The sequence below is a fragment of the Enterococcus sp. AZ084 genome (assembly GCF_051714905.1).
Taxonomy (GTDB): domain Bacteria; phylum Bacillota; class Bacilli; order Lactobacillales; family Enterococcaceae; genus Enterococcus_B; species Enterococcus_B pernyi.
In genome coordinates, this window is the sequence record NZ_JBIOSS010000001.1 from 2,335,662 (window position 1) to 2,359,106 (window position 23,445).

Genomic DNA, 23,445 nt, shown 5'->3' on the forward strand with positions numbered 1-23,445 from the left:
AATTATATCCCTCCATTGTAAAATACAATCTTTATTTCGCTTAGTTGATTACGATTGGGATATTCTAGCTCTTCTAAATAGTATTTATTACCGGGTTTACTTTTACCTGAATCGATATCATAAATCCATTTATCAGTTTCAGCAGATTTGACACCTAATGTAGCAATTTGCTTATTTGAATCATTTATCAAAAAATGCACTTTTAAAAAATTCATTGGACTTACTGTATATCCAGTAAATTCTATTTTCTCAATATCTGTATACTCTCTGATACTCAACATTCTTTCTAAGTATTCTTCGGTTGTTATTCCTCCTTCTTTTTGGTATTCCTCTACGATTTCCTCTTGTTTCTTAGGATCTCTCTTGTAGAGCCGATAATTGTTATACATATAATTCGCCAAATCTTTCTGTATTTCCAGCAATTCTTGAAGATCTTCTTCCCTTTTATCCATATGCATTTTTCCTCCGATTCCTCCTAAAATAATTACCACTAATACACCTAACCAAAATCGTTTCTTCATACATCCTCCTTTCAGACTTCTTTTAGTTTTATATATGATCAGAATAAGCTCTTTACTTACTCTGGAATTTTTTATATAAGATATAACTCTTTTTATAGTTATGTATGGCCACGATAAAAAATTAATTATTTCAGTAGATACTTTGTCATTGTCTTTGATTGCTGCGGCAAGAAGTGTACTTTAGCTCCACCTAACGAGTGTCCTGTCGTTGAGATCGTATAGCCATCTGATTTGGGATACTGCTTTTCAATTTCACGGGCATAGTTCAAGGCAGAAGCAAATGCACCATTTGAGTGTTTATTGTTTCCTCAAATTTCAACGAAGTTTGTATGCCAATCTTTGACCGAAGTCGTGCCAGCATAGGTAATCGTAAGGTTTTTGGTGATGACGGAGTCGGGAAAGCCTTTGACTTTCTTTAGATCTTCATTATCAAATGTCTTATAACGATCCTTAAGTTCAGCAACAACCATTGCCTGTGTACTGTTTTTCTTTGGTTTAGATTCATTACCAATTGTATCTTTATTGGTATCTATGGTATGTATAACTAAATAATCTTGTTTTTCTCCAATTTTAGTGTTCAGTTCAATTTCTCCATGCTCAACTTTATAAACCTCATTAGAAAAATCTCTATTTTGATCCATAATTATACACCTCCGTAATAATATTCAATTATTTCAGTAGGTATTTCTATTTCATTAGGAACCTCTCTTACTTCTATAAAATACTTGTCTTCTGTTTTTTTTCTACCTATATCGACATTATAGCGCCATTTATTTGTTTCTGCGGATTTTACTCCCAAAGTTGCGATATGCTTGTTAGAGTTATTCAAATTAAAATGTACTTCTAAAAAATTCATTGGACTTACTGTATATCCAGTAAATTCTATTTTCTCAATATCTGTATACTCTCTGATACTCAACATTCTTTCTAAGTATTCTTCGGTTGTTATTCCTCCATCTTTTTGGTATTCCTCTACAATTTCCTCTTGTTTCTTTGGATCTTTCTTGTAGAGCCGATAATTGTTATACACATAGTTCGCCAAATCTTTCTGTATTTCCAGCAATTCTTGGCGATCTTCTTGTCTCTTATCCATATACATTTTTCCTCCGATTCCTCCTAAGATAATGATCACTAACACACCTAGCCAATACCGTTTCTTCATATATCCTCCTTTCAGACTTCTTTTAGTTTTATATATAATCAGAATAAGCTTCTTACTTATTCTGGAATTTTTTATGTTAGATACAATCTTTTTTATTGAACGCTCTGATTTTGATAGTTATGTATGTCCACGATAAAAATTAATTATTTCAGTAAGTACTTTGTCATTGCCTTTGATTATTGCGACAAGAAGTTTGCTTTAGCTCCACCTACTGAGTACCCTGTCGATGAAATCGTATAACCCTCTGACTTTGGGTAATGTTTTTCAATTTCACGGGCATAGTTCAAAGCGGAGAGAAATGCTCCATTTTAGTGTTTATTGTTTCCTCAAATTTCAACGAAGTTTGTATGCCAATCTTTGACCGAAGTCGTGCCAGCATAGGTAATCGTAAGATTTTTGGTGATGACGGAGTCGGGGAAACCAGGTACTTTTCTTAATTGCTGTTCATTATAACCAAGATATTCCTCTTTTATTTTAGCAACTACCATTGCTTGCATACTATTTTTCTTTGGCTTAGATTCATTGCCGATTTTGTCTTTATTTGTATCTATTGTATCTATAACGATAAATTGAGTCCCTTTTACTAGTTTACCGATTTTTACTAGACCGTTTTCGATGCGATATACAAATTTAGATATCTTTCTATTTTGGTCCATTAGTCTATCCCTCCCCTATAGTATATAATTTGATCATCAGGGAGTATAAGTTGAGTTTTTGCTTCTTTTTCAGTGATATAATAGGGACCCTCACCTGTACTATTTGTTATTGTATAAATGAACTTGTCTGTTTCTGCTGACCTTGTATCTAACCATACTTCTTCTTGATAGACATCATTAACTGTGAAATAGATAATTAATAAATTCATTGGATCAATGGAATATCCAGTAAATTCAATTTTAGTTATCTCCTCATATTCTCTGACCTCCAACAATGCTTTCAAATATTCTTCCGTTGTCATTTCACCTTGTCCGCGGTCATACTTTCTGAAAATTTCTTCTTCTTTCTCCCGATTGTTTACATAGAGACGATAATTATTATATACATAATTCGCCAAATCTTTCTGTATTTCCAACAGTTCTTGACGATCTCCTTCTCTTTTATCCATATACATTTTTCCTCCAATTCCTCCTAAGATAATGATCAGTAACACACCTAGCAAAAGCCGTTTTTTCATATTTCCTCCTTTATCTATGAATGTCTTTTACTCCATATTATTTTCTATCATAAGGTTAGTCTCTTTTTAGTTATATACGTTTTTCCCGCTCAATTGTTTTTATGTAAAACTTCTCACTATGCCTATGGTCGTATTACTAAGGATTGATATCGGATGTTTTTTAATGAAAAAAGACATCTAAAACAGAAGGATTTCTGCTTTAGATGTCTTTATGACTATAAGATTATTCGCTAACTGTTACGTCGCCTGTTACTGATGCGTCGTTTTCGTCAAGTTTTGCTGAATCTTGGTATTCTTGTTTTTCAAATGTTACGTTACCCTCTACTTTTGCTCCGTCTAATACAAAGCCATTCGCTTTTACAAGTACGTCACCTTTGATTGTTCCGTGAACGATATTTGTGTTTTCTGATTCAACGATCAATGTTGGAACAGTGATTGTGTATTCAGCAGTTACGTTACGGTCATCGTCTTGTGAGTACAAAGCAATTTTACGGTAGATGTCTGCACTTGCATCATCTTTGTCATGGAATTCGCCTGCGATAGTTACATCATTTGAGAATGTCACATCACCTGTTGCTGCAACGATCCAGTTACCGTCAGCTGACATTGCTTTTTCTAAAACAGCTGGATCATCACTGATTGAAGCTGTTGATACAACATCTGCTGAACTTTCTGTTGTACTTACTTCTGTTGTTGATGAAGCTGAACTAGAATTAGATGAATCATTGTTGTCAGCACCACAAGCTCCTAAAGCCAAAAGTGCTGTTGCTGTTAAACCTAATAAAGATAATTTTTTTGATAACATTAAATTTCTTCCTCTCTTTTTGTATTCCTATGAAATTATACCATGAAAGCGTACTTATGTGAAATAATCTTCATGAAAAGAAAAAATATTTTATATAGTAGAAAATTTACGATAACATCCTCTAGTTATTCTTGTTACGCCAAGAATAAAAACAGCTAGTCAAAGGTAACTAATTCCGTATTTTCAACAAAAAAGTCAAAGAATGTGTCATTTGGCATCGGATGAAAGTAGGCATTGATGATTCGGATCAGTGCATTATGGCAAACAAGCAAGTAGACATTGTCCTCATCTTCTAAGCACTCTTTCAATAAAGGAGTGATCCGTGCATACACATCTAAAACCGATTCCCCATTTGGAAAACGGACCGCAAAATTTTGGCGTGCTTGTTGAAAGCCCTCGTCTTCGCTAGGACGACCATCGTAATCCCCAAAGTCCATCTCGATCAGGCGTTCATCCATTGTCATAGGTAAGTTGACCTTTGTTGCTACCGCTTGTGCCGTATCACGCGCGCGTTGCAAAGGAGAATGGATGATCTTGGTGATCGGTATTTCCAAGTTTGCAACTTTTTCAGCGAGTTTTTCTGCTTGTTCTTTACCTTTTTCTGTTAATTCGATGTCTGCATGGCCACAAACTAAGCCTTGAGCATTCCAAGTCGTTTCGCCATGTCTAGTAATATATAACATTAGATAACTCTCCTTTATTTTATGCTCTTTCAATTTTATCATACAATTTCAGTCCAAATGGATCATCTGCTTGGAATCGACGACGTTCGATTAGCCTTAGTGATTCAAATGTGTGTTTCTCTTCTTCTCAAGTCGATTCTTTTCGTTGCGACTTTTTCTAAGAATCGCTGGTCATGGTCGACGATCAACATCGCTGGTTTGACTTGTACTAAAAGCTGTTCGATTTGTTCTTGATTGAACACGTCCAGATAATTCAATGGCTCATCCCAGATATAAAGATCTGCGGATTGTGCAAATGATTTGGCTAATTCCACTTTTTTTCTTTGCCCCATACTCATGTTTTCAATGGAGGTATGAAACACGTCTCTTTCCATTCCTAATTTACGAAGATTATTTAAAAAGAGTTCCAAGTCTAGCTGATTCTTTTGCGCAAAATCTGTTAATGTTCCGGTGTTATCTTCATAGTTTTGGCGAACATAACTGATGCTGATTGTTGCCGGACGTGTGACATCCCCCTTGGATTGACCAGTAAATTCCCCAAGTAAATACTGGATGATCGATGATTTACCACTACCATTTGGTCCAGTTATTGCCACACACTGTTGTTGCTCGATGCTAAAGCTGATAGGATCGAATAACATCTCTTCATAGCCTAATTGTAGATTTTCTACTGTCAATAAGCGTTTATGATGCGACTGATTTGGGCACATGTTCAATGAATCGATCGACTCTAGATCTTTCAATAATTTCTCTTTCTCACTAATTTGAGTTTCCATCCGATTGACGATCGCTTTTGAACGTTTCATTGTACGAGCAGCATCCGCTCCAATTGCGCCACGATTGACACGCCGTGCTTCGGTATCAATAAAGCCAACACGTTTTTTTGTTTTGTCTCCTTCTCGAGAGTTAGCCCACTCCGCTTTTTCAGCTGCGGTTTTTTTCAAACGTCCGACTTCTTTTTTGATTTTTTGGTTTTGTGCTAACTCAAACTCATCTTTTCTACGCTTTTGTTCTTCGTAGACGGAATAATTTCCTTGATAGATCACTAATTGACTTTTTTCGATGACCAAAAGATGGTCAACGACTTCATCAATAAACTGACGATCATGACTGACAACAATAAACCCTTGTTTTTTCTTATTCAGGTATTCAGCTACTTGCTGACGCCCAATCACATCTAAGTGATTTGTTGGTTCGTCAATCAGTGGAAAATGCAGCTCATCGGTAAATAAGAGAGCCAGCAATACTTTTGTTTTTTCTCCGCCGGAAAGGGAATCGTATGGGCGCCAGAGAATTTCCGGATCTGCTTGCATCAACATCAGCTCACGCTCGATCTCCCATAACTCACAATCTGAAACTTCTAACAACACATCATAGGTTAGTCGATTCGTTTCCCTGACCTGTTGTGGAAAATAGACAAATTCTTGTTGATGGGTCACTTGTCCTTGATAAGGTAGTTTGTTTTGCAAAATAGTTAATAACGTCGTTTTGCCACGACCATTTCGACCAATCAGTCCTAATTTCCATGTGGAATCAATATTTAAGTTTGCTTGATCGAATAACAGATTGTCTTGGCTGTCATAGCCAAACGTCAATTGTTTGATTTCGATTTTAGACATTTATCTTCACCTCGTTATAAAAAAGACCAGTCCTATTTTCAGAACTGGTCAAAGAAGATGAGTACAAAAAGAGACCCACTCATTGAAAGTAGCCAATTCTGAAAATCTGCATACTATCCCCTTGAACGAACAAGGTATAGTTAAAATGCAGCTTCAACAAATTGACTTACTTTTTCAATGCGCGGATCCCTCACTTTGTCTTTATTTGCCACTAGGTTACCATAGGTGTTTTAGGACTGTCAACCAATAAATTATTGAAACAAGCCACTGATTGCCTGTGAAAGCAGTCTGACGTTCTCAAGTGTTTCTTGATGATCCAATGCCTTATCAAGAGAAGTTGGGCCAGTTTGGATACTAAATACACTAGGAAGAATCGTCGTTAATTCACCTAAATCTTTTTCCCGACTCCCACAGAACGCTACAACTTTTTTGTTGTGTTTTTTTGCCAAAGAAGCCACACCATAAGGCACTTTCCCATGAATTGTCTGTTGATCGATCCGTCCTTCTCCTGTAATCACGATATCGGCTGATTTGATTTTATCTTCTAAGTCTACTAACTCAGAGACAGTCATAAAACCTGCTTTCATCGTAGCCCCGACAATGGCTAGAGCGCCTCCGATTCCACCAGCTGCGCCACTGCCAGCGAGTTTATTCAAATCAATTGCTGTGCTTTCCTTGATTTGTTCAACGACCTTTTCTGCTTGGGCTTCCAAAAATGCTAGAGTTTCTGGTGAACCACCTTTTTGTTTCCCAAATAGTTGAGTCGCCCCCTGTTTGCCAGTGTAAGGACTCGTAACGTCCGCTGCGATCGTCAATCGTTGCTCGATTCGCTCTAATTGAGAGACGTCGATTGTCTCGATAGATAACAAAGGATTCCCTTCTGTAACGCCATTTAGTTTCGCCCCTAATGACTGCAATAAACCTAAGCCTCCATCAGAACAACCGCTACCACCTAATGTTACGATAACTTCGTCTACTTGCTGATCCAAAGCATCTTTGATCAACTCTCCTAAACCAAAACTTGAAGCTAACCGGATCGTTTGATCTGTCGGTTCGGTCAACAAGTCCAATCCAATGACTTCCGTCGATTCAATGATGGCTAACTGACGGTTCTTTTTTTGTGTCAGTAAATAACGACATGCTTTTTTCCGAAAGAGCAAATCCGGACAAAAAAGTGTTCGCCATTCCCAGCCTAAAGTAGCGTAAATCACTTCAGTAGTTCCTTCGCCACCATCTGCGATGGGTTGATTGACTGTTTGTTCCGCCTCCCCCCAGCCTTGCAATGCTGCTTGGTTGAGTTCAATAGACGATGCGCTACCTTTAAACGAATCGATTGCTGCAAGTAATTTCATTCTGAGACTCCTTTTTCTGCGATGATTGAACAACGTGTTTTTCTTTAACTATATCATATCTAACGTGCTTCAATACCGCTATATTCATAGATAGAAAATACTTTAGGATCATAATCGATAAACCGCTGTGACCAATTTTCTACATCAAAAAATTCGATGATCTCACGATCGACGGTTTGATAAGGGCTATTTAAGAATGCAGGAAGTTCCTCCAAATTCCTTTCTTCCAACAAGAAAATATTTTGTGGATTGTAGAAACGATACCCGGAAATTGCTTTGTTATCAGTGACTAATTTTTTTTGGAAGAAAATAGATTCAAATGTTCGTAAAGTCACACCACTTTGACCTTCTCGCAACAATTCCAAAATACCGGTCGAACCATTCGTCTTTTGCAAATATTCTGTATAGGTCAGATACCCTTCTTGATCATTTCCACGACTTGGTAAAATATAAAAGTTTGTTGAAATACCTAACTGTTCAAATGCGGCTTGATAATCATCTGCTCGTTGTTTTCTGCCGTTATCAGTTGCTCCAAAGAACAGATCAGTCGTGACTTCAGCTTTTGGTAATTCCATCTCTTTTGAATAAAAAGAACTATTGTGTTTAATCCCTAACTCTTTTGCTTCTAAAATATCAAAATGGTAAATGTCATCAATTGCTGGTTCTGCTTCTGCTTTCTTCAATAATTGAAGGTGTTCTTCTTTAAAATGGTTCCAAAAGAAGAGGATGATCTTCGCATTTGTGTACGGTCGAATACGAGAAGCAAATGCCACATCAAATCCATAATCTAAAAAAATAATTAGTTTATATTGATCGAGTTGCTGTTGGAACGATGACATAAAGGAATCATCCATCAAATCTTTTGCTGAGATGACGTCCATTGTTTGTACGTATGGGAAAAAATATAACGCCTTATTTTTCGCTACAAGCAATCGTTCGTGTTGGCTCATAGTTATCAACTCCTTATTTTTACTTACTCAAAACAAACCTATTAATTATGGGTTTCCTCTTATAATAGCGCTGCATGAAAGGAAAAAGCGAATGAAACGCTTTCGTTTCAAGTTGTTTTTTATAGAAATATAACAATAATTATCAAAACAGATAAGAGTTCTATGATTGTTTCATTAAAAATTACAAAAAAGTTTTCAGAATAGTTGTAATTATCAGACAATTTGTTATTATAGAGAATATTATTTTATAACCTATTTGTTTTTTCATTCATGTTTTTAGAAAAGAGGGTTTTTGATGGAACGTACAGAACAAACAAAATTAAAAAAACAGCTAAGCTCCAGACACATCACGATGCTTGCTTTGGGTGGTGCAATTGGTGCTGGTTTATTCAAAGGAAGTGGTGAAGCCATTGGGATCGCTGGTCCTGCGGTCTTGCTTGCTTTTTTGATCGGTGGTGGTATTTTATTTATTGTTATGAGTGGTCTGGGTAAGTTAGTTTTAGACGGTGGGGATACACAACATGGATTATCTGGCTTGATTCGCCCTTATTTAGGTAATCATTCTGCGGACTTCGTCGACTGGGTCTATTATTCCATGTGGATGATCAATATCATCGCTGAGGCTGTAGCAGCAGCTTCCTTCTTACAATTATGGTTTCCGCATGTACCTGCATGGTGTTTCATCTTGCTTTTAGCTATTTTAACGACTCTGATCAATCTTTATTCTGTCCGCTTGTTTGCTGAAACCGAATATTGGTTGGCTTTTGCGAAGATCAGTGTCATTATCTTGATGATTCTTTTCGGGTTATATCTCGTCGGACAACAAATGTTAGGAACTGGAATTTTCCCTACATTAAGTCAATTGACTGATCACGGTGGCTTTACTCCCCATGGATTAAAAGGGGTCGTTAGTTCATTACTTGTCGTTATCTATTCATATGGCGGGTCAGAATTGATTGCAATTACTGTCAGTGAAGCGGACGAGCCTAAAAAAGCCATACCAAAAGCGATAAAAGGGGTCATGGGCCGAATTGTTTCCTTCTATATTATTCCGCTTTTCTTATTGCTGATTCTTTTCCCTTGGAATACTTTAGCTGGTTCTGCGGTTAGCCCGTTCGTCTTGGTGTTTGAACAGATGAATATCCCTTTTGCTAGTGATATCGTGAACTTCGTCATTGTCTTGGCACTCTTTTCATCGATCAATTCTGGCGTTTATGCTTCTTCTCGTCTCTTGTTTTTCCGTTTGAAAGACAAAAAAGGCACCGCCAAGAAACTGGCAAAGTTGAACAAACATTATGTGCCACAACGTGCTGTATTATTTTGTACCAGCGTGCTATATCTAGGGGTCATCCTTTCCTATTTCGTAGGTGACAAACTTTTCGGTTACTTAGCCGGTTCTCTTTCTTATACGGTACTCGTGATTTGGCTAATGATCAGCGCTGCCGCTTTTCGTTTAGCATTGAAGAAAGGCACTTGGCAAGCCAAAAGTTTTAATTTATTTGCTTTGATCGCGTTAAGCTTGATCTTGATTGGGATACTCATGACAAATTCAATTGGTGTAACGGTCTTGACAGCTTTGTTATATGCGGTGATTTTCTTTAGCTATCAAAAGAAAAAAGATGTCTTTGCGATAAAAAATGAGCCTTTTTCTTCGATTTGATTGGTGATAAAGATAGATAACTAAAACTTCCCCATGAACCAGCTAGAAAATACGAGATCACTTGATGGATCTTTGAGCTTTCTAGCTGGTTTTTATTAGTCTTTTTAGAGAACTTTGAGCCTGAATGAACCATTCGTCCAAAAAGATCACCCTCGTTTTTTTGCAACGACACTTGAACAGATGTTGTTTCACTTCATCGATACGTTCACTTGATGAGTCAATCCATTGATTATCTAAAAAAATAGCCCCCCGCTGATTGGGTGACTATTTTTTTGAATTTATATCGTTTCCTTCACAACGTTCAATTGTTCCTGCTTTTCTTTATTTTTTGCAATACCTAAACCAGTAATGGCACTGACCATCGAAAAGACGGGAGAAAGCAAACTGAAAAATACAAATGGTAAGTAGGTCATCGTTGGTATTCCAAACGTGCTGGCAACAAAACTACCGGCAATCCCCCAAGGAATAAGGTAATTGATGACTGTCCCTCCATCTTCTAAGGTACGACTCAAAACAGTTGGATCAAGTCCTGCTTTTTTGTATGTTTCTTTGAACGCATTTCCTGGTAAGATCACAGATAAGAACTGTTCACCGATAAACAGATTGACACCAATACTTGTCATTAATGTCGTAAAAATCAGTTTAGGTGTCGTCGTCATTTTCTTCGATACCACTTCCATAACTGTAGAGATCAACTCAAATTCGATCAATAAACCGCCTAATGAAAGCGTCAGAATAATCAAGGAAACTGTAGGCATCATACTTTCAATCCCACCGCGGCTAAGTAACGCATCGATTTGCGTGTTTCCTGTTTCAGATAGAAAACCAGATTCGAGGACTGTCGCTAGTCCTGAGAAGGAAGTGCTTGGATCTTGGATAAAAATCATTCCAACTGCTACGGCAATATTCAATAGGATCGTTAAGATCGCTGGAACTTTTTTCCAAGCACAAACCAACATCAAGAATAAAGGGATTAGAGACCAGATCGAAATCGTAAAGTTGTTTTCTAAAATAGTTGTTACATTTTGGATTTCTGTCAAGCTGGCACCTTTATCTGTATGTCCTAAAAATGCAAACAAAATCAAAGAAACAATAAATGCCGGAAGTGTTGACCACATCATATGTTTGATATGTTTAAATAGATCCGCATCAACAATGGCTGCTGCCAGATTTGTCGATTCAGATAATGGCGACATCTTATCTCCAAAAACTGCCCCAGAAACAATGGCACCGACAACTAATGCGGGGTTCAATCCCAACGTTGTGCCGATACCGAAAAAGGCGATACCGATGGTTGACATGACAGTAAAGGCACTACCGACTGCACTGCCGACAATGGCACACACAACGAAAACTGAAGGCACAAACCAGGGGACACTAATGATGTTAAAGCCATAGACCATCAACGTTGGAATGATACCAGCTTGGATCCAGACCGCAATCAATGCGCCGACTAAAATAAAGATAAAGATCGGGATGATTCCCGGTTTGAGACCATTGATGATTCCTTCATGTAATCGATCGGTTGGCTGTTTCTTCACTACTGCGTAGACCATGACCATACCAATAGCAATCAAAATCGCGATATTCGGTAAAATCTTAAAGCCAACTACTCCGGCTGCTATCGTTGCAACGATAATTATTAATACACTCACTGCTTCTATAAAACTAGGTTTTTTTATTTTTTCCATATCCATTCTCCTTTTTTAAGTTTGTTACGTCTTAAAAAAGCTTCGATATCGAATGACTCCGCCACAATTCATCTGCGTTTCCTCCCTAAAAAAAGACAAAAAGATCTGTTTTCAACTAAGGACGAATTTCTCCGCGGTACCACCTTAATTAAAAACAGATCTGTTTTTCACTTTGATTTGAATGATTTAATTGTTAAAACTTTTCCTGTAATTCATAGAATTGGCTTGGTCGGTTCGCAGCAACCACCGACTTTCTGAACAAAACACCAAAACTACTACTGGGTGAAAAGTGAACTTTCATGAAGTTTACCTGCATCTGTCCAATTTGTCAATCTAAATGTATTTTTTCTGAAAACAAATGTTTTGATTCATAACGATCTAGTCCTTTCACCCATCCATCATTTTCCGTTATTTTTTTGCAAGTATTGCTTGATGCTCCTGCTTTATTTTATCTAGAAGTTCTGGCTTTTCAAATAGATCTAATGCAGTATTTGCCAATAGTTCAGCAGCAATGGCAATCGAAGCTAGTCCTTTTTCACTACGAGCAGCTGCTTTAAATTCTTCCGAATGACCGGCGATATATTCATCCGCAATCGAGACAGTTGGTTGGATCGTCGGAATCACATGACTCACGTTACCAACGTCAGAAGAACCTAGACTTGTTTGTTCTTTTGTTTCGATTTCTTCCTCAGGTACACCTGCTGCATTCGCATGGCTGAAGAACAGCGCATCAAATGAAGGTGTCACGATCACATCATCGACAGAATTTTGGAACAATCCAAATTCATAACTTGTTCCCGTACTCAAAGCCGCACCTTTCACAATATTCTCGACTTTTTGATACACCTCATTCAATGTCTGACGATTTTTTGCTCGCAAGTAAAATCGACCCGCTGCATATTCGGGAATCACATTCGCAGCGACTCCCCCATCCGTGATGATGCCATGGATATTGACGTCTTTTGGCAATTGCAGGCGCAATGCATTGATCCCATTAAACACTTGAATCAACGCTTCTAAGGCATTCACTCCTTTTTCTGGTGCGGCTGCCGCATGGGAAGCAACGCCATGAAACTTGATATCTACTGGATCATTGGCTAACGATTCTGTCGTTTTACCGTAGCGGTATGCGGGATGGACACAAAGTGCCGCATCCACATCTTCAAAAAAACCTTCCCGTACAAAACTTCCTTTAGCTGATCCGTTTTCGCCACCTTCTTCTCCAGGTGTGCCATATACGCGGATTTCTCCACCAATCTCAGCAATTCGTTCACGCAAGACACTGGCAGCTAAGACAGAATACGTACCAAACAAGTTGTGTCCACAAGCATGACCGATCCCTGGTAAAGCGTCAAATTCTGCTAAAAAAGCAATCGTTGGTCCTGGTTTTCCTGAAGCGTAACGAGCGTCAAATCCTGTTCGATGACCGGCTACATCTTTTGTGACAGAAAATCCTTCTTTTTCTAATTGTTTGATCAAGGCATCTGAGGAATAAAACTCATAATTACTTACCTCAGGATGGTCATGGATATCTAGTGCTAATGCTTGATATTCAGCTAATCGTTGCTGGATTGCTTCCTTAAAAGAATGTGTTGTTAAAGTAGATGTTGTCATATTGGCTTCCTCCAGTTTGCTTTTTATTTTTTACCAAATGTTTCCCAGGCAGGTACGCTTGATCCTTTTGATGTTTCTTCGATCACTTTTGCTGTTTCTTCCGTTTGATAGGTGTCAACGATCTTTTGATAGATTTCGTTATTTTCATCTTCTTTTCTTGCTACAATGATGTTGACATATGGTCTGGCGCTGTCATCGACAGGTTCTAAAAAGATCGCATCACTCGTTGGGTTCAATCCTGCATCAACTGCCACACCACTGTTGATCACTGAAAGATCCACGTCATTCAATGCACGAGCTGTTTGTGAGGCATCCAGTTCAGAAATGTCTAGTTTTTTTGTATTTTCAGTGATATCTGAAGTAGTCGGCGTTTGGCCTTTCGCTGGATCAACTTTGATCAAACCAGCTGTTTGTAGCAATAGCAACGCCCGTCCGCCATTTGTGACGTCGTTAGGAATAGCTACTTTTGCGCCATCCTTGATATCATCAATAGATTGAATCGTATTGGAATAGATCCCTAAAGGTGCATTCACTGTGTTGCCGATCGAGACTAGATCCGTTCCGTGTTCCGTATTGTAATTGTCTAAAAAGAATTGATGTTGAAAAGCATTGAGGTCGATCGAGCCATCCGCTAATGCAGCATTCGGTTGATTATAGTCGGTAAATTTCACGTATTCTAAGTCAATATCTTCTTTTGCTAAACGTGCTTTGACATCATCCCAAACGTCAGTGTCCTCTCCAATGATCCCAAGTTTTACTGTCGTTTGTTTGTTTGTGTCTGTTTCGGCATTGCCTTGGCTACAGCCAGCCAACCAAATAAGTGCAACAAAAGCAAGTACTGTATAACGAATGAGTTTTTTCATGATGATTCCTCCAGTTTAATGTGATATTTTTTTGATCAATAAATTGCTGATCCATTGACTTAAGAACACAAGGATCAAGATCAACAAAGTGGCGACGATCGTCACGTCTGTTTGAAAACGATTATACCCACGAGAAATAGCTAGGTTTCCTAATCCTCCTGCCCCAACTGCTCCTGCCATAGCAGTCAAGCCAATGACATTGATGATCGTCAATGCAGAGACACGAATGATCCCTGGCAAGCCTTCGATCAAATAGACTCTAAAAACGATCCCTAATGGACTGGTTCCCATTGATTCGGCCGCTTCAATCACTCCAGGATCTACTTCTAACAACGCATTTTCCACTTGTCGAGCGAAAAATGGCACAACACCAAAGATCAAAGGGACTAAAGCAGCTTTCGCACCGATCGTAGTACCGACTAAAAAGCGAGTCGTCAGTGCCAGTAAAGAAAGTAAGATGATAAAGGGAATCGAGCGGACAACATTGATGACTTTGTCTAGCACCTCATAAAGCAAGCGATTTTCAAGCAATCCTTGGGGCCGTGTCACAACCAATACGATCCCAAAACCAAGACCGATCGCACCTCCGATCAATGCGGTCCAAAAAGACATATACAACGTTTGTTTCGTCGCTTCAATAAATTCATCGGGTATCAAATAGACATTGGGTAAATAGTTTTCTAAGAAATGGGTCATATCAGCGTCCTCCTTGAATCACTTTCATTTCCTTACTTGCGCCATTTTTTTGTAAAATCGTTGCTTGTACACCGGATTCAATAAGATAAGCCAAGGCTTTTTCTCGTTGATGGATCTCTCCTGATAAAGTAACGATCAATCGTCCTAATGGGGTTTCTTGTAATAGTTCTACATTGCCGTATAAAATATTCGCACTGACTTGGTATTTGCTATAAAGTTGTGCGATCAACGGTTCATTCGTTTGTGTGCCCACATAACTCAATTCCACTAACCATTTATTGGTCAACTGATCTGCGAAAGCACGATGCGAGCGGATCGTTTCTAATGCTTGGTCAACGTGGGTGGCTGTTCGGATAAACTCTTGCGTCAAAACTTCTTTTGGTGCACTGAAAATCTGAACGCTACTTCCCTGTTCGATCACTTCCCCGTTTTCCATCACAGCTACTTTGTTGCAGATTTCTTTAACGACTTGCATCTCATGTGTGATCAAAACGATCGTCAATCCTAATTGCTGGTTCAGTTTTTTCAATAAAGCTAAAATCTGATGGGTCGTTTTTGGATCTAAGGCACTCGTTGCCTCATCACAAAGTAATACTTGCGGATCACTGGCTAATGCACGAGCGATAGCAACTCTTTGCTTTTGTCCTCCTGAAAGTTGTTTTGGATACGCAGTAGCTTTTTCTTCTAACCCGACTAATGTTAGAAGCTCATTAACTTTTTGACGACGCTCCTGTTTCGATTTTTTCGTATATTTCAACGAGAAATCGACGTTGTCAAAAATCGTGCGACTTTCCATTAGGTGAAAATGTTGAAAAATCATCCCGATCGATTTTCGTTCTTTTCGTAATTCTTTCGGGGATAGTTTTCCTAGCTCTGTTCCATTGATGATGACTTTGCCACTTGTTGGTTTTTGTAACAGGTTCATGACACGAACCAGCGTACTTTTCCCAGCACCTGAATAACCTACGATCCCGTAAACATCCCCTTTAGCAATCGAAAGATCCACCTGTTTCACTGCCTGGATCGTCTTTTCTTTTTGTTGGAAAGAAACATTTATTGCTTGTAATTCAATCATTTTTACTCCTCCTTCGGTTTGACGATAAAAAAAGGCATCCTCAAGAAAATGACTCATCACTTTCTTGAGGACGCCTTTTTGCGTGTTACCACCTCATGTTCAAGTTACACTTACATGTAACTCCTCTTCGAGTACAATCATACTCTAGCAAGCTAACGGTTGCGACCGTCACCGTCTCACAATTTTGCTCGGGGTGAATTGCTCAATAGCCATTTTCCAAACATGCCGCCTTGCTTCTTCTCAGCTACCGAAGCTCTCTGTTAAAGGTTTTTGTATTTGTACTTACTATTTCAACGCAAAAAATATAAAAAAAATCCTTTTATCAGCATAAATCTACTGATAAAAGGACGACGTATCGTGGTACCACCTTTATTCGGAAGTTTCCTTCCCTCGATCCAACATCTCTTGACGAGAGATTGGTTGTCCGTTTTAACGGTCAGACATTTCCGAACTTGCCTACTTATCGACAAGTTATTCTCCAAGGCCATTTTTCAACTTTTCTTACTTGACTCTTTCCACCAACCAGAGCCTCTCTTTGAAGTTTCCAAGTTTACTTTCCTTATCAACGAATCCATATTTTGTTGTTGAGAACACTTTATCTAAGTGAAAACAAAAAGTCAAGCAAGAAATTTAAAAAAATATGCACTCAGTCGATTGATCAATAAAAAAATCGTTGGTGGCACTGGATTTCCAGCCGCTTATTTTTTTCCTTTTTGTTTTTCTAACATCTCCAACACGATCAAAAGATCGGTACCTTCTGCTAAGATCGATAAATCTGCTTTTTCTCTTTCGGTATAAGCCCGATCAAAGCTTGAATCTGGAATCAAAACAACACCCATTCCTGCTCGTGATGCGGCGGTCGCACCAACCAAAGAATCTTCCACTGCAAAGGCTTCTGACGCTGTCAACCCTGATCGCTCTAGCGCAGTTAGATAAGGAATTGGTGAAGGTTTATTTTCAGACACTTCATCCCCAAAGGTATATGTATGAAAATAAGGCTTCAAAGAAAATTGATCCAAAATATTGGTTGCTCGTTTTGTTACCGTCGTCGTTGCGAGACCAAGAATGAGTTTTTGATCATTCAATTCTTTCAATACTTCTTTTGCATGAGGTTTTAATTGGATAGCGCCACTATGCAGTTGTTGATAAAAATATTCTTCTCGTTTTTCGCGAACCTTTTGTACCATTTCCGGTGTTCCCGCCATTTTGATCAACAAAGCATAGCTTTGTTTCCAATTTTTTCCACCCCATGTATCAACGATTTCTTGAGGTATTTCGATATCAAATTGCTTGAATCCCCATAGCCAACCGTCACGATAAGTTCTTTCTGTATCAACTAATAGTCCATCTAAGTCAAATATTGCACCCTTCATATCCACTGATCCTTTCAAAAAAACAATATCTGTAGTGTATCATGTTTTTTCATTCAAACCAATGGGATCTCAAGCATTTTTGTTATGAGTGGTAATTACATTCACCCTCCGTACTCAATTATTCGGATTCATTTTAGTTATTTTATTTCTACGAATCTTTAATAATTGATTCGTAAAATTAGCCCAATCGACTGCCCTTGGAGGAACTAACCATATGATTTGGAACAAGTCTCCAAAAGAACAGATTTCTTTATCTGTCAAAAGTAGATCTGTTTCATCATCTGCCTTCGTTTGGTAGATGATATTCAAGTCAGAGATTTTCTGGATATTATTTTTGATCAACGCATTAAATTGCGGACCAAAGGAAAAATCAATACAAATACGAAGAGGTTTCAATTGTTGATCGATCGGTAAGGTATCCATCATCACTAACACATAATGAAAAAATAAAAATTCTTTTGCGAGCCAAATTTGCTTGTTCTTTTTTTGTTTTTTGATGTAATCTCTGCAAAACAAAAAATATTCTGGATACATTTCATAAAAATAAGTGACATCCAGGTTATTATTGTCATCAATATTTTCTTCTTTGAAATATTTGATCTTCAAATGCAAGACCGTCAGCTGTCTTCTGATTTCTTTTAGCTGATTCTCTGAGAGAATAAATGCTTGCCCAAGTTCTTCAAGAAATAAGTCATTCAAGGCAAGTATTTCCTTTAGTGTCACTCCCTCAATAAGTTCCGGCTCATTGATTGCGCCTTCGACAACAAGATAAGCAAAAATCTGTTGCGCTTCGCTATATAGCTCTTTTTCCGTATCGATCTTTGCCTCTTTTTCAAGCCAAGAAAATATGCTTCGAAAGAAATCATTAGTTTCTAACATTTTTTTATTGAATGTCAATTGACTTTTTTTATTCTCGGACATTCGCCAACCTTGCTTTATTCGAATCAAGCTGACTGAAAGAAAATGTTGGAGTTTTGTTTCACTAAAACCTGTAAAAGAAGCAGCGAATTTCGGTTCAAGCAACCGAATCAATTCTTCCACTGGTTTCGTGATCTCTGTTGGATAAACCGAATAAGCCCGTCCGTATAATTTGGTGAAATAAAACGTCACCAATCCACGTACAGAGCCTTCTTCCCCACTTAATAAGAATTTTTTTGTGACTGTAAGTTCTTTGTCTGCTAATCTCGTACGCATATCTTTCAGCTTTTGGTAGACAAGGGGATGACTGATATAATTCTTGATCGCATAGTCATTGACAGATTCGAACGTTTCAAAAAATATTTCTTGTAACATCAAAAAACCAAAGGAATGGCGGACATACATTTCACCTAAAATTGTCGAATTCCCTCGACCACTCTCAATCAGTCGGACGTTATTTCCTTCGAAAAACAGTTGAAATTCATCCGTTAGCCCATAGTCCACAAAATCATGTGACAATTCTTCCATTGACTTATTCAGCAAAAAATAAGAGATATCCAATTCTTCCAGCACTTTTTCATGATTTTCAATTAAAAGTGGCTTTGTTTCCAAATAACGTAGCAACTCTAACTTTCGTTGCGCTGGCTTATCTAAAAATAGTTTGAACATTTTGATTTCCTCTACCTTCTGGTTTTTCTCCATAGAGTATCGTACCTGAAAATAAGTAGCTCATTGCTGCCATCTGACTATTATCTGAACTAGCAGAACCAGAACCACTCGACTGTGGCAACATCACTTGGTTATGAGAGTGATCATCAGAAAAAAATTGATCATCTAAGGTTATTTTACGTGATGTACTAGCAATCTGCCTAATAATATCGCTCTGGTTATCTAATAATTTTGTTTTGTTTGGTCGCTTTTTTTTAGGAATTGAAGAATCTTGATACGGTAATTCGGCTGGTGGTTGTTCTTCAACTTTCCGCTTTTCGTTATTTATAATTGCAGTATCTTGTGATTGTTCGGTGTGTTCAACCTCTGCTTCTTTCTCATCCGTTACAGGACGTTGGGGAGTAACTGGTTGAATTTGGATTTCTTCTGTTGGATTCAACGGATCATAAATGATCGTTTCTGCATATATATAGTTGGAAGATTCAAAATAGACTGCCGCGAACAAAAGTGTTCCTAATATGGCGATTTTTTGTCTTTTCACTTTTCTCCCCCTTTTTTGATTAGACATTTTAAGTAAGTGAAACCATACGTTTCCAAGCAAAAATTGTCTGACTGATCTTATTTATTTGATCAGTCAGACGTTTTTTTATCAGGGATTGATATTATTTATTTTCAGATTCGTCTTCATCTTTTTGTTTTTTTCTTTTCCAAAAAATAAATAGAAGTAAAAGAATCAATAATAATAGGATACCGAATAATAGATAGATCCAAGTATTGTCTTGTTCGATCGTCACATCTTTTTCGTTTAATTCCCTAGCAACTTCGCCTTTGATTTCAAAGTCTTTTTCAAATTCCCATTTATATTTATAGGTTTCCTCAGAGCCATTAGAAGTTTTGACTTTGTATTCTCCATCTTCAGCTTTTTCGCCGTAAGCAGTCATCTTCATCGTATACTTCCCTGCTTCCAACTTTTCACCATTTAAAGAAATGGGGTAAGCAAAGTGAGAATTTGGCGCCATTTGCATACTTTCGGCTTGGCTTTCGTACAGCACTTCAGCTGATCCTTTTTTCGTGATCGTTGTTGCTACATTCAATTGATTCAAGTAAACCGCGTGAGGGTTTTGCAAATGTACATTGATCACATTTCTCGCATTGACTTGTGCGGGTTCCACTTTCGTTGCTTTGAGATCAGGCTTGATCGCTGTCATATTTTGACGGATCAATAATGCAACCACATAAGAATACTCATTTTTGATGGCTAACCCTTTATCTTCTGAAGAAGAACTCTGGGTGTCATCCGTTTTTTCTTTAAAAGTGATCCCGCCTGCCATGACACCATCAAATTTTTCTGCTGGCATCGTGACTGTGATTGGCACTGTCACTTCCGAATGTTTTGGTAACGTCACTTCTGGCTCTGCTTTCGCATAATCTTTTAAATTGTAAACCAAACTATTATCGGGTTCAATTTTATTTTCACCATACTCCACCACACCATTCAAATTAGTTGTTGCACTGTTGATCGTGGTTTCGATCGTGATGTCGTTGTCTGTGTCATTGCGTAATTGGACTTCGATTGTTTGTTGTTTGTCAGGTTCCATCAATAGATCGAAATATGTTTTTTCTTTATCGATTTGATTTTCAGGAATCACTGGGGTAACCGCAAAATTAAATTCTGATGCAAAAGTTGATTGGACTGGAACCATACTTAGCATGGCAACAATGAGGCTGACAATAAGGATAAATCTTTTTTTCATAATATTTTTAACTCCCTGATAAATTAGATGTTGGCGAGGCTATGACAGAAGCGTTCTATCCCTTCAAAGGTAACTAATATCACTGCGTTGCACCAATTTTTTTGAGGTCAAGACAAAAAGTTCTTTCACTTTTGCCTTGACCAGATTGTATTCGATTAGTTTCCTGGCGCATCTGTTAACGTCCAAGTGAACGTTGTTTGATAAGCTTTTGCGTATTTTGTCGTTGAACCTGGTACTTCTAGTGCAATACTATTTTTCGCAGTATCCACTGAATTTCCCCAATCCATCAAATACGTTCCAGCACCTTCACCATTTTTCGCACTCATCACTAATGATTCACTACCACTTGGATCTATGCTGAAAGTTGCAACGCCTGTTGGTTTTGCTGATTGTGAACCAGTCACGACATTACCATTTGATAATGTGATTTTTGCACCTGTCAATTCTTGGTCTTCCGCTGTTTTGAATTGTGCATTTTGTTTTACTTTCAATGTCCAACCTGTTTCAGTTCCGCGGTTGTCAGATACTTGAACAAAGTTTGGTCCTTCTTTTTCAACATCACTTGCATCTTTATATTTTTGTGCTGCAGCATAGTATGTTTGCGTTTTAGACGTGATTTTTTGTTCACCGAAGACTAGACTTGAAGCAAAGTCGATCGACAATGGTCCATTTGTACCTGGATTTGGCTTACCATCAGGATTTGTTGGATCAACTGGCGTCACTGGTTGTTCTGGATCAAGTGGATCAACTGGATCAGTCGTCTCTGTATTTGGCACATAATTGATGACACCATTTGAAGTATACTCTCCACCATCAGCTGCTGCTACGCTAACTGTGCTGAATACTCCGCCTAATAACATTGTTGATAATAAGATCATTTGTGATTTTTTCATTTTTATTTTCTCCATTCTTAATTTCCTGGTGTATCAGATAGATTCCAAGTTAATGTTGTTGAGTACGTGACTGCATCTTTCGGCGTTTTACCCGGGATGGTCAATGAAACACTTTTTGTAACCATTGAGGATACGTCTTTATTTTTTTGGTCTTTCATTGTGATTGTCTCCACTTTATCCCCCCACGCTTCGATCCACGTACCAGAACCTGCATCTTGTCCTGCACTTAGAACAATCGATTCTGCACCGTTTGGATCTAAGGCGATTTCAGTGGTCGCAGTCGGTGCAGCCACACCCTCTGCATTTGATTTGACTACCGGATCTTGCAATTCGATTACCGCGCCAGTCAACGTGTTGTTTAATGTGTCATCGTTCTTAAATTGACCGTTTTGACATACTTTCAATGTCCAACCAGCATTATTTCCTCGGTGATCAGACACTTGGACATAATCTGGTGTGACTAGATCCGAAAATGTGCCATCGTCATTTACATAAGTCTGTGCTTTGGCATAATAGGTTTCTGTTTTATTCGATATCTTATTCATGCCGAAATCAAAACTTGAAGCAAAGTCGATCGATAGTGGGCCTTTTGTTCCTGGTTCTGGGTCCGTTACATCTGGATTAGTTGGATGAACCGGTTTGTCTGGATCAGGGTCGATTGGATTGACTGGATCGGTTGGTTCCGTATCAGGTATAAAATTGACCGTACCGTTACTTGTATACTTTGCTTGATCGACTGCTTGGACGGTAACCGTAACTCCTGTCAAAAGACTAATGATCATTAAACCACTTACTGTTTTTTTCATACGATCCCCCAAAGTGATTCATTTTCTGCCTTTTTCTTTTATGGTGCTGGAGTAGATTTAAGGCTCCATGTCAATGTGGTGCTATACTCTTTCGCTAATTTGACCGTTTTACCTGGTACGTTAAGTTTTACAGCAGTTGCGCCTTGTGTGGCATCCGTACCAAATTTGTAGATCCAAGTTCCCATGCCTTTACCCGCGTCAGCAGTCATCAAGACTGATTCGCTTCCAGGAGTCAATGTGTTTTGTGTTACTAGATCTGGTTTGTATTGATCATCCATGATCGATGCACTTGCACCGTTACTTAAGGATAGTACTGCACCAGATAACTCTTCATCAGCAGCAGTTTTGAATTGACTGTCTTGCTTGACAGATAAGCTCCATCCTTCTTGTGTTCCACGTTTGTCTGTTACTTGGACGTAGTTTGGTCCGTCTGTTCCATCTTTGAATGTTTGGATCTGTGCATAGTAGTCTTTTGTGACAGTAGTGATTTTTTGTTTCCCAAATTGGAAGCTTGAAGCAAAATCAATTGATAATGGTCCGTTTGTCCCTGGATTTGGTCCATTTGGATCAGTTGGATCTACTGGTTCTACCGGACTTGTTGGATCAGTTGGATCAACCGGGTTTGTTGGATCGGTATCTGCTTCAAATGCGATCACTCCATTTGTCTCATAGCTTGCAGTTTCATCCGCAGCAAATACTGTGCTTGTTCCTACTAGTGTACTAAATAAAATAATTCCAGCTGTTAACAACGTTGTCTTTTTCATTTTTCTCTTCTTCTCCTTTTTATAACAATAATTATCAACACGATCAAAAGAAGGAAACTTCCAATAATCGTAAATTGTTTACTTCTGTATTCTCCAGTTTTTGGTAACTGTTTGCTATCCCCTTGTATCGCCTCTTGCTGTTCCACAGTTGCTCCATTTTTTTCAGAGGACGTTTGATCCTCTTGAGTAGAGCTGGGGGAAGTTTGCTCACCCACCCCTTCTTCGGAACTGCTACTTCCTGCTTCAGGATATTCATAGGTGCCATAAAATCCTGTAACACCCTCACTTTTGAACGATTGCTCTTCATCGGCTAGACCAATTGGCGTTTGAGTAAAAAGAAGTCCTAACAACACAAGGATCTTCCACCTTTTTTTCTTCATCTTTCCCACCTATTCTCTATCGT

At 38.3% G+C, this 23,445-nt stretch carries 23 protein-coding genes, 1 pseudogene and 2 other annotated features; of the genes and pseudogenes, 1 reads left to right on the top strand and 23 read right to left on the bottom strand.

Features of this window, described 5'->3' with window-relative positions; genetic code table 11:
• Nucleotides 1-2: 2 nt before the first annotated feature.
• From IGI79_RS10650 to IGI79_RS10695, 10 genes and pseudogenes are all read right to left on the bottom strand, one after another.
• On the bottom strand, nt 3-521 hold the full coding sequence (locus tag IGI79_RS10650) for a hypothetical protein (RefSeq protein ID WP_207463579.1): 519 nt from the start codon (nt 519-521) through the stop codon (nt 3-5).
• 167 nt (nt 522-688) lie between these two features.
• A pseudogene (locus tag IGI79_RS10655) lies at nt 689-1,162 on the bottom strand (lipase family protein); the annotation flags it as partial.
• 2 nt (nt 1,163-1,164) lie between these two features.
• Complete coding sequence (locus IGI79_RS10660; RefSeq protein ID WP_019723606.1) at nt 1,165-1,683, bottom strand: hypothetical protein; 519 nt, start codon at nt 1,681-1,683, stop codon at nt 1,165-1,167.
• A gap of 326 nt (nt 1,684-2,009) precedes the next feature.
• Entirely contained in the window at nt 2,010-2,339 is a 330-nt protein-coding gene (locus tag IGI79_RS10665; protein ID WP_229053915.1) for a hypothetical protein, read from the bottom strand.
• A complete protein-coding gene (locus IGI79_RS10670; RefSeq protein WP_438845937.1) occupies nt 2,339-2,857 on the bottom strand; it encodes a hypothetical protein in 519 nt (172 codons plus the stop codon). Before IGI79_RS10670 ends, IGI79_RS10665 begins: the two co-directional genes overlap by 1 nt.
• Nucleotides 2,858-3,080: 223 nt before the next feature.
• Nucleotides 3,081-3,662, bottom strand: coding sequence for a polymer-forming cytoskeletal protein (locus IGI79_RS10675; protein ID WP_019723609.1), 582 nt, complete (start codon nt 3,660-3,662; stop codon nt 3,081-3,083).
• 155 nt (nt 3,663-3,817) lie between these two features.
• On the bottom strand, nt 3,818-4,345 hold the full coding sequence (locus IGI79_RS10680; protein WP_438845938.1) for a histidine phosphatase family protein: 528 nt from the start codon (nt 4,343-4,345) through the stop codon (nt 3,818-3,820).
• Between the two features lie 104 nt (nt 4,346-4,449).
• Entirely contained in the window at nt 4,450-5,964 is a 1,515-nt protein-coding gene (locus IGI79_RS10685; protein ID WP_438845939.1) for an Lsa family ABC-F type ribosomal protection protein, read from the bottom strand.
• Between the two features lie 251 nt (nt 5,965-6,215).
• Nucleotides 6,216-7,316, bottom strand: a complete 1,101-nt coding sequence (locus IGI79_RS10690) for a glycerate kinase family protein (protein ID WP_438845940.1) — start codon at nt 7,314-7,316, stop codon at nt 6,216-6,218.
• A 59-nt stretch (nt 7,317-7,375) separates the two neighbouring features.
• Nucleotides 7,376-8,266 carry an oligosaccharide biosynthesis protein Alg14 gene (locus IGI79_RS10695; protein WP_066025499.1) on the bottom strand — a complete coding sequence of 297 codons (891 nt, stop codon included), beginning with the start codon at nt 8,264-8,266 and terminating at the stop codon, nt 7,376-7,378.
• Between the two features lie 295 nt (nt 8,267-8,561).
• Between IGI79_RS10695 and IGI79_RS10700 the strand changes: the two genes are divergently transcribed.
• Nucleotides 8,562-9,926 carry an amino acid permease gene (locus IGI79_RS10700; RefSeq protein ID WP_195273251.1) on the top strand — a complete coding sequence of 455 codons (1,365 nt, stop codon included), beginning with the start codon at nt 8,562-8,564 and terminating at the stop codon, nt 9,924-9,926.
• Between the two features lie 278 nt (nt 9,927-10,204).
• Here the strand turns inward: IGI79_RS10700 and nhaC are convergent, their stop codons facing one another.
• From nhaC to IGI79_RS10765, 13 genes are all read right to left on the bottom strand, one after another.
• A complete protein-coding gene (nhaC, locus tag IGI79_RS10705; RefSeq protein ID WP_438845941.1) occupies nt 10,205-11,617 on the bottom strand; it encodes a Na+/H+ antiporter NhaC in 1,413 nt (470 codons plus the stop codon).
• 408 nt (nt 11,618-12,025) lie between these two features.
• A complete protein-coding gene (locus tag IGI79_RS10710) occupies nt 12,026-13,231 on the bottom strand; it encodes a M20 family metallopeptidase (protein ID WP_108145849.1) in 1,206 nt (401 codons plus the stop codon).
• A 23-nt stretch (nt 13,232-13,254) separates the two neighbouring features.
• Complete coding sequence (locus IGI79_RS10715) at nt 13,255-14,094, bottom strand: MetQ/NlpA family ABC transporter substrate-binding protein (RefSeq protein WP_108145850.1); 840 nt, start codon at nt 14,092-14,094, stop codon at nt 13,255-13,257.
• A 15-nt stretch (nt 14,095-14,109) separates the two neighbouring features.
• Nucleotides 14,110-14,790 carry a methionine ABC transporter permease gene (locus IGI79_RS10720; RefSeq protein ID WP_438845942.1) on the bottom strand — a complete coding sequence of 227 codons (681 nt, stop codon included), beginning with the start codon at nt 14,788-14,790 and terminating at the stop codon, nt 14,110-14,112.
• A gap of 1 nt (nt 14,791) precedes the next feature.
• Complete coding sequence (locus IGI79_RS10725) at nt 14,792-15,865, bottom strand: methionine ABC transporter ATP-binding protein (protein WP_010734726.1); 1,074 nt, start codon at nt 15,863-15,865, stop codon at nt 14,792-14,794.
• Between the two features lie 63 nt (nt 15,866-15,928).
• Nucleotides 15,929-16,168, bottom strand: a binding site (T-box leader).
• Nucleotides 16,169-16,205: 37 nt separating this feature from the next.
• Nucleotides 16,206-16,440 (bottom strand) — a binding site (T-box leader).
• Between the two features lie 123 nt (nt 16,441-16,563).
• Complete coding sequence (locus IGI79_RS10730; protein ID WP_438845943.1) at nt 16,564-17,238, bottom strand: HAD family hydrolase; 675 nt, start codon at nt 17,236-17,238, stop codon at nt 16,564-16,566.
• 114 nt (nt 17,239-17,352) lie between these two features.
• Complete coding sequence (locus IGI79_RS10735; protein WP_065096064.1) at nt 17,353-18,825, bottom strand: helix-turn-helix domain-containing protein; 1,473 nt, start codon at nt 18,823-18,825, stop codon at nt 17,353-17,355.
• Nucleotides 18,803-19,366 carry a hypothetical protein gene (locus IGI79_RS10740; protein ID WP_438845944.1) on the bottom strand — a complete coding sequence of 188 codons (564 nt, stop codon included), beginning with the start codon at nt 19,364-19,366 and terminating at the stop codon, nt 18,803-18,805. The genes IGI79_RS10735 and IGI79_RS10740 overlap by 23 nt, the downstream gene beginning before the upstream one ends.
• Nucleotides 19,367-19,487: 121 nt before the next feature.
• The gene (locus IGI79_RS10745) at nt 19,488-20,579 is read right to left on the bottom strand and encodes a DUF916 and DUF3324 domain-containing protein (RefSeq protein ID WP_066025492.1); all 1,092 of its coding nucleotides are present in this window, start codon (nt 20,577-20,579) and stop codon (nt 19,488-19,490) included.
• A gap of 155 nt (nt 20,580-20,734) precedes the next feature.
• On the bottom strand, nt 20,735-21,472 hold the full coding sequence (locus IGI79_RS10750) for a WxL domain-containing protein (protein WP_438845945.1): 738 nt from the start codon (nt 21,470-21,472) through the stop codon (nt 20,735-20,737).
• A gap of 17 nt (nt 21,473-21,489) precedes the next feature.
• A complete protein-coding gene (locus IGI79_RS10755; RefSeq protein WP_438845946.1) occupies nt 21,490-22,278 on the bottom strand; it encodes a WxL domain-containing protein in 789 nt (262 codons plus the stop codon).
• A 38-nt stretch (nt 22,279-22,316) separates the two neighbouring features.
• Nucleotides 22,317-23,042: a WxL domain-containing protein gene (locus tag IGI79_RS10760; protein ID WP_010734719.1), complete on the bottom strand. Its 726-nt coding sequence runs from the start codon at nt 23,040-23,042 to the stop codon at nt 22,317-22,319.
• Nucleotides 23,039-23,422, bottom strand: coding sequence for an LPXTG cell wall anchor domain-containing protein (locus IGI79_RS10765; protein ID WP_108145854.1), 384 nt, complete (start codon nt 23,420-23,422; stop codon nt 23,039-23,041). The genes IGI79_RS10760 and IGI79_RS10765 overlap by 4 nt, the downstream gene beginning before the upstream one ends.
• Nucleotides 23,423-23,445: the final 23 nt, after the last annotated feature.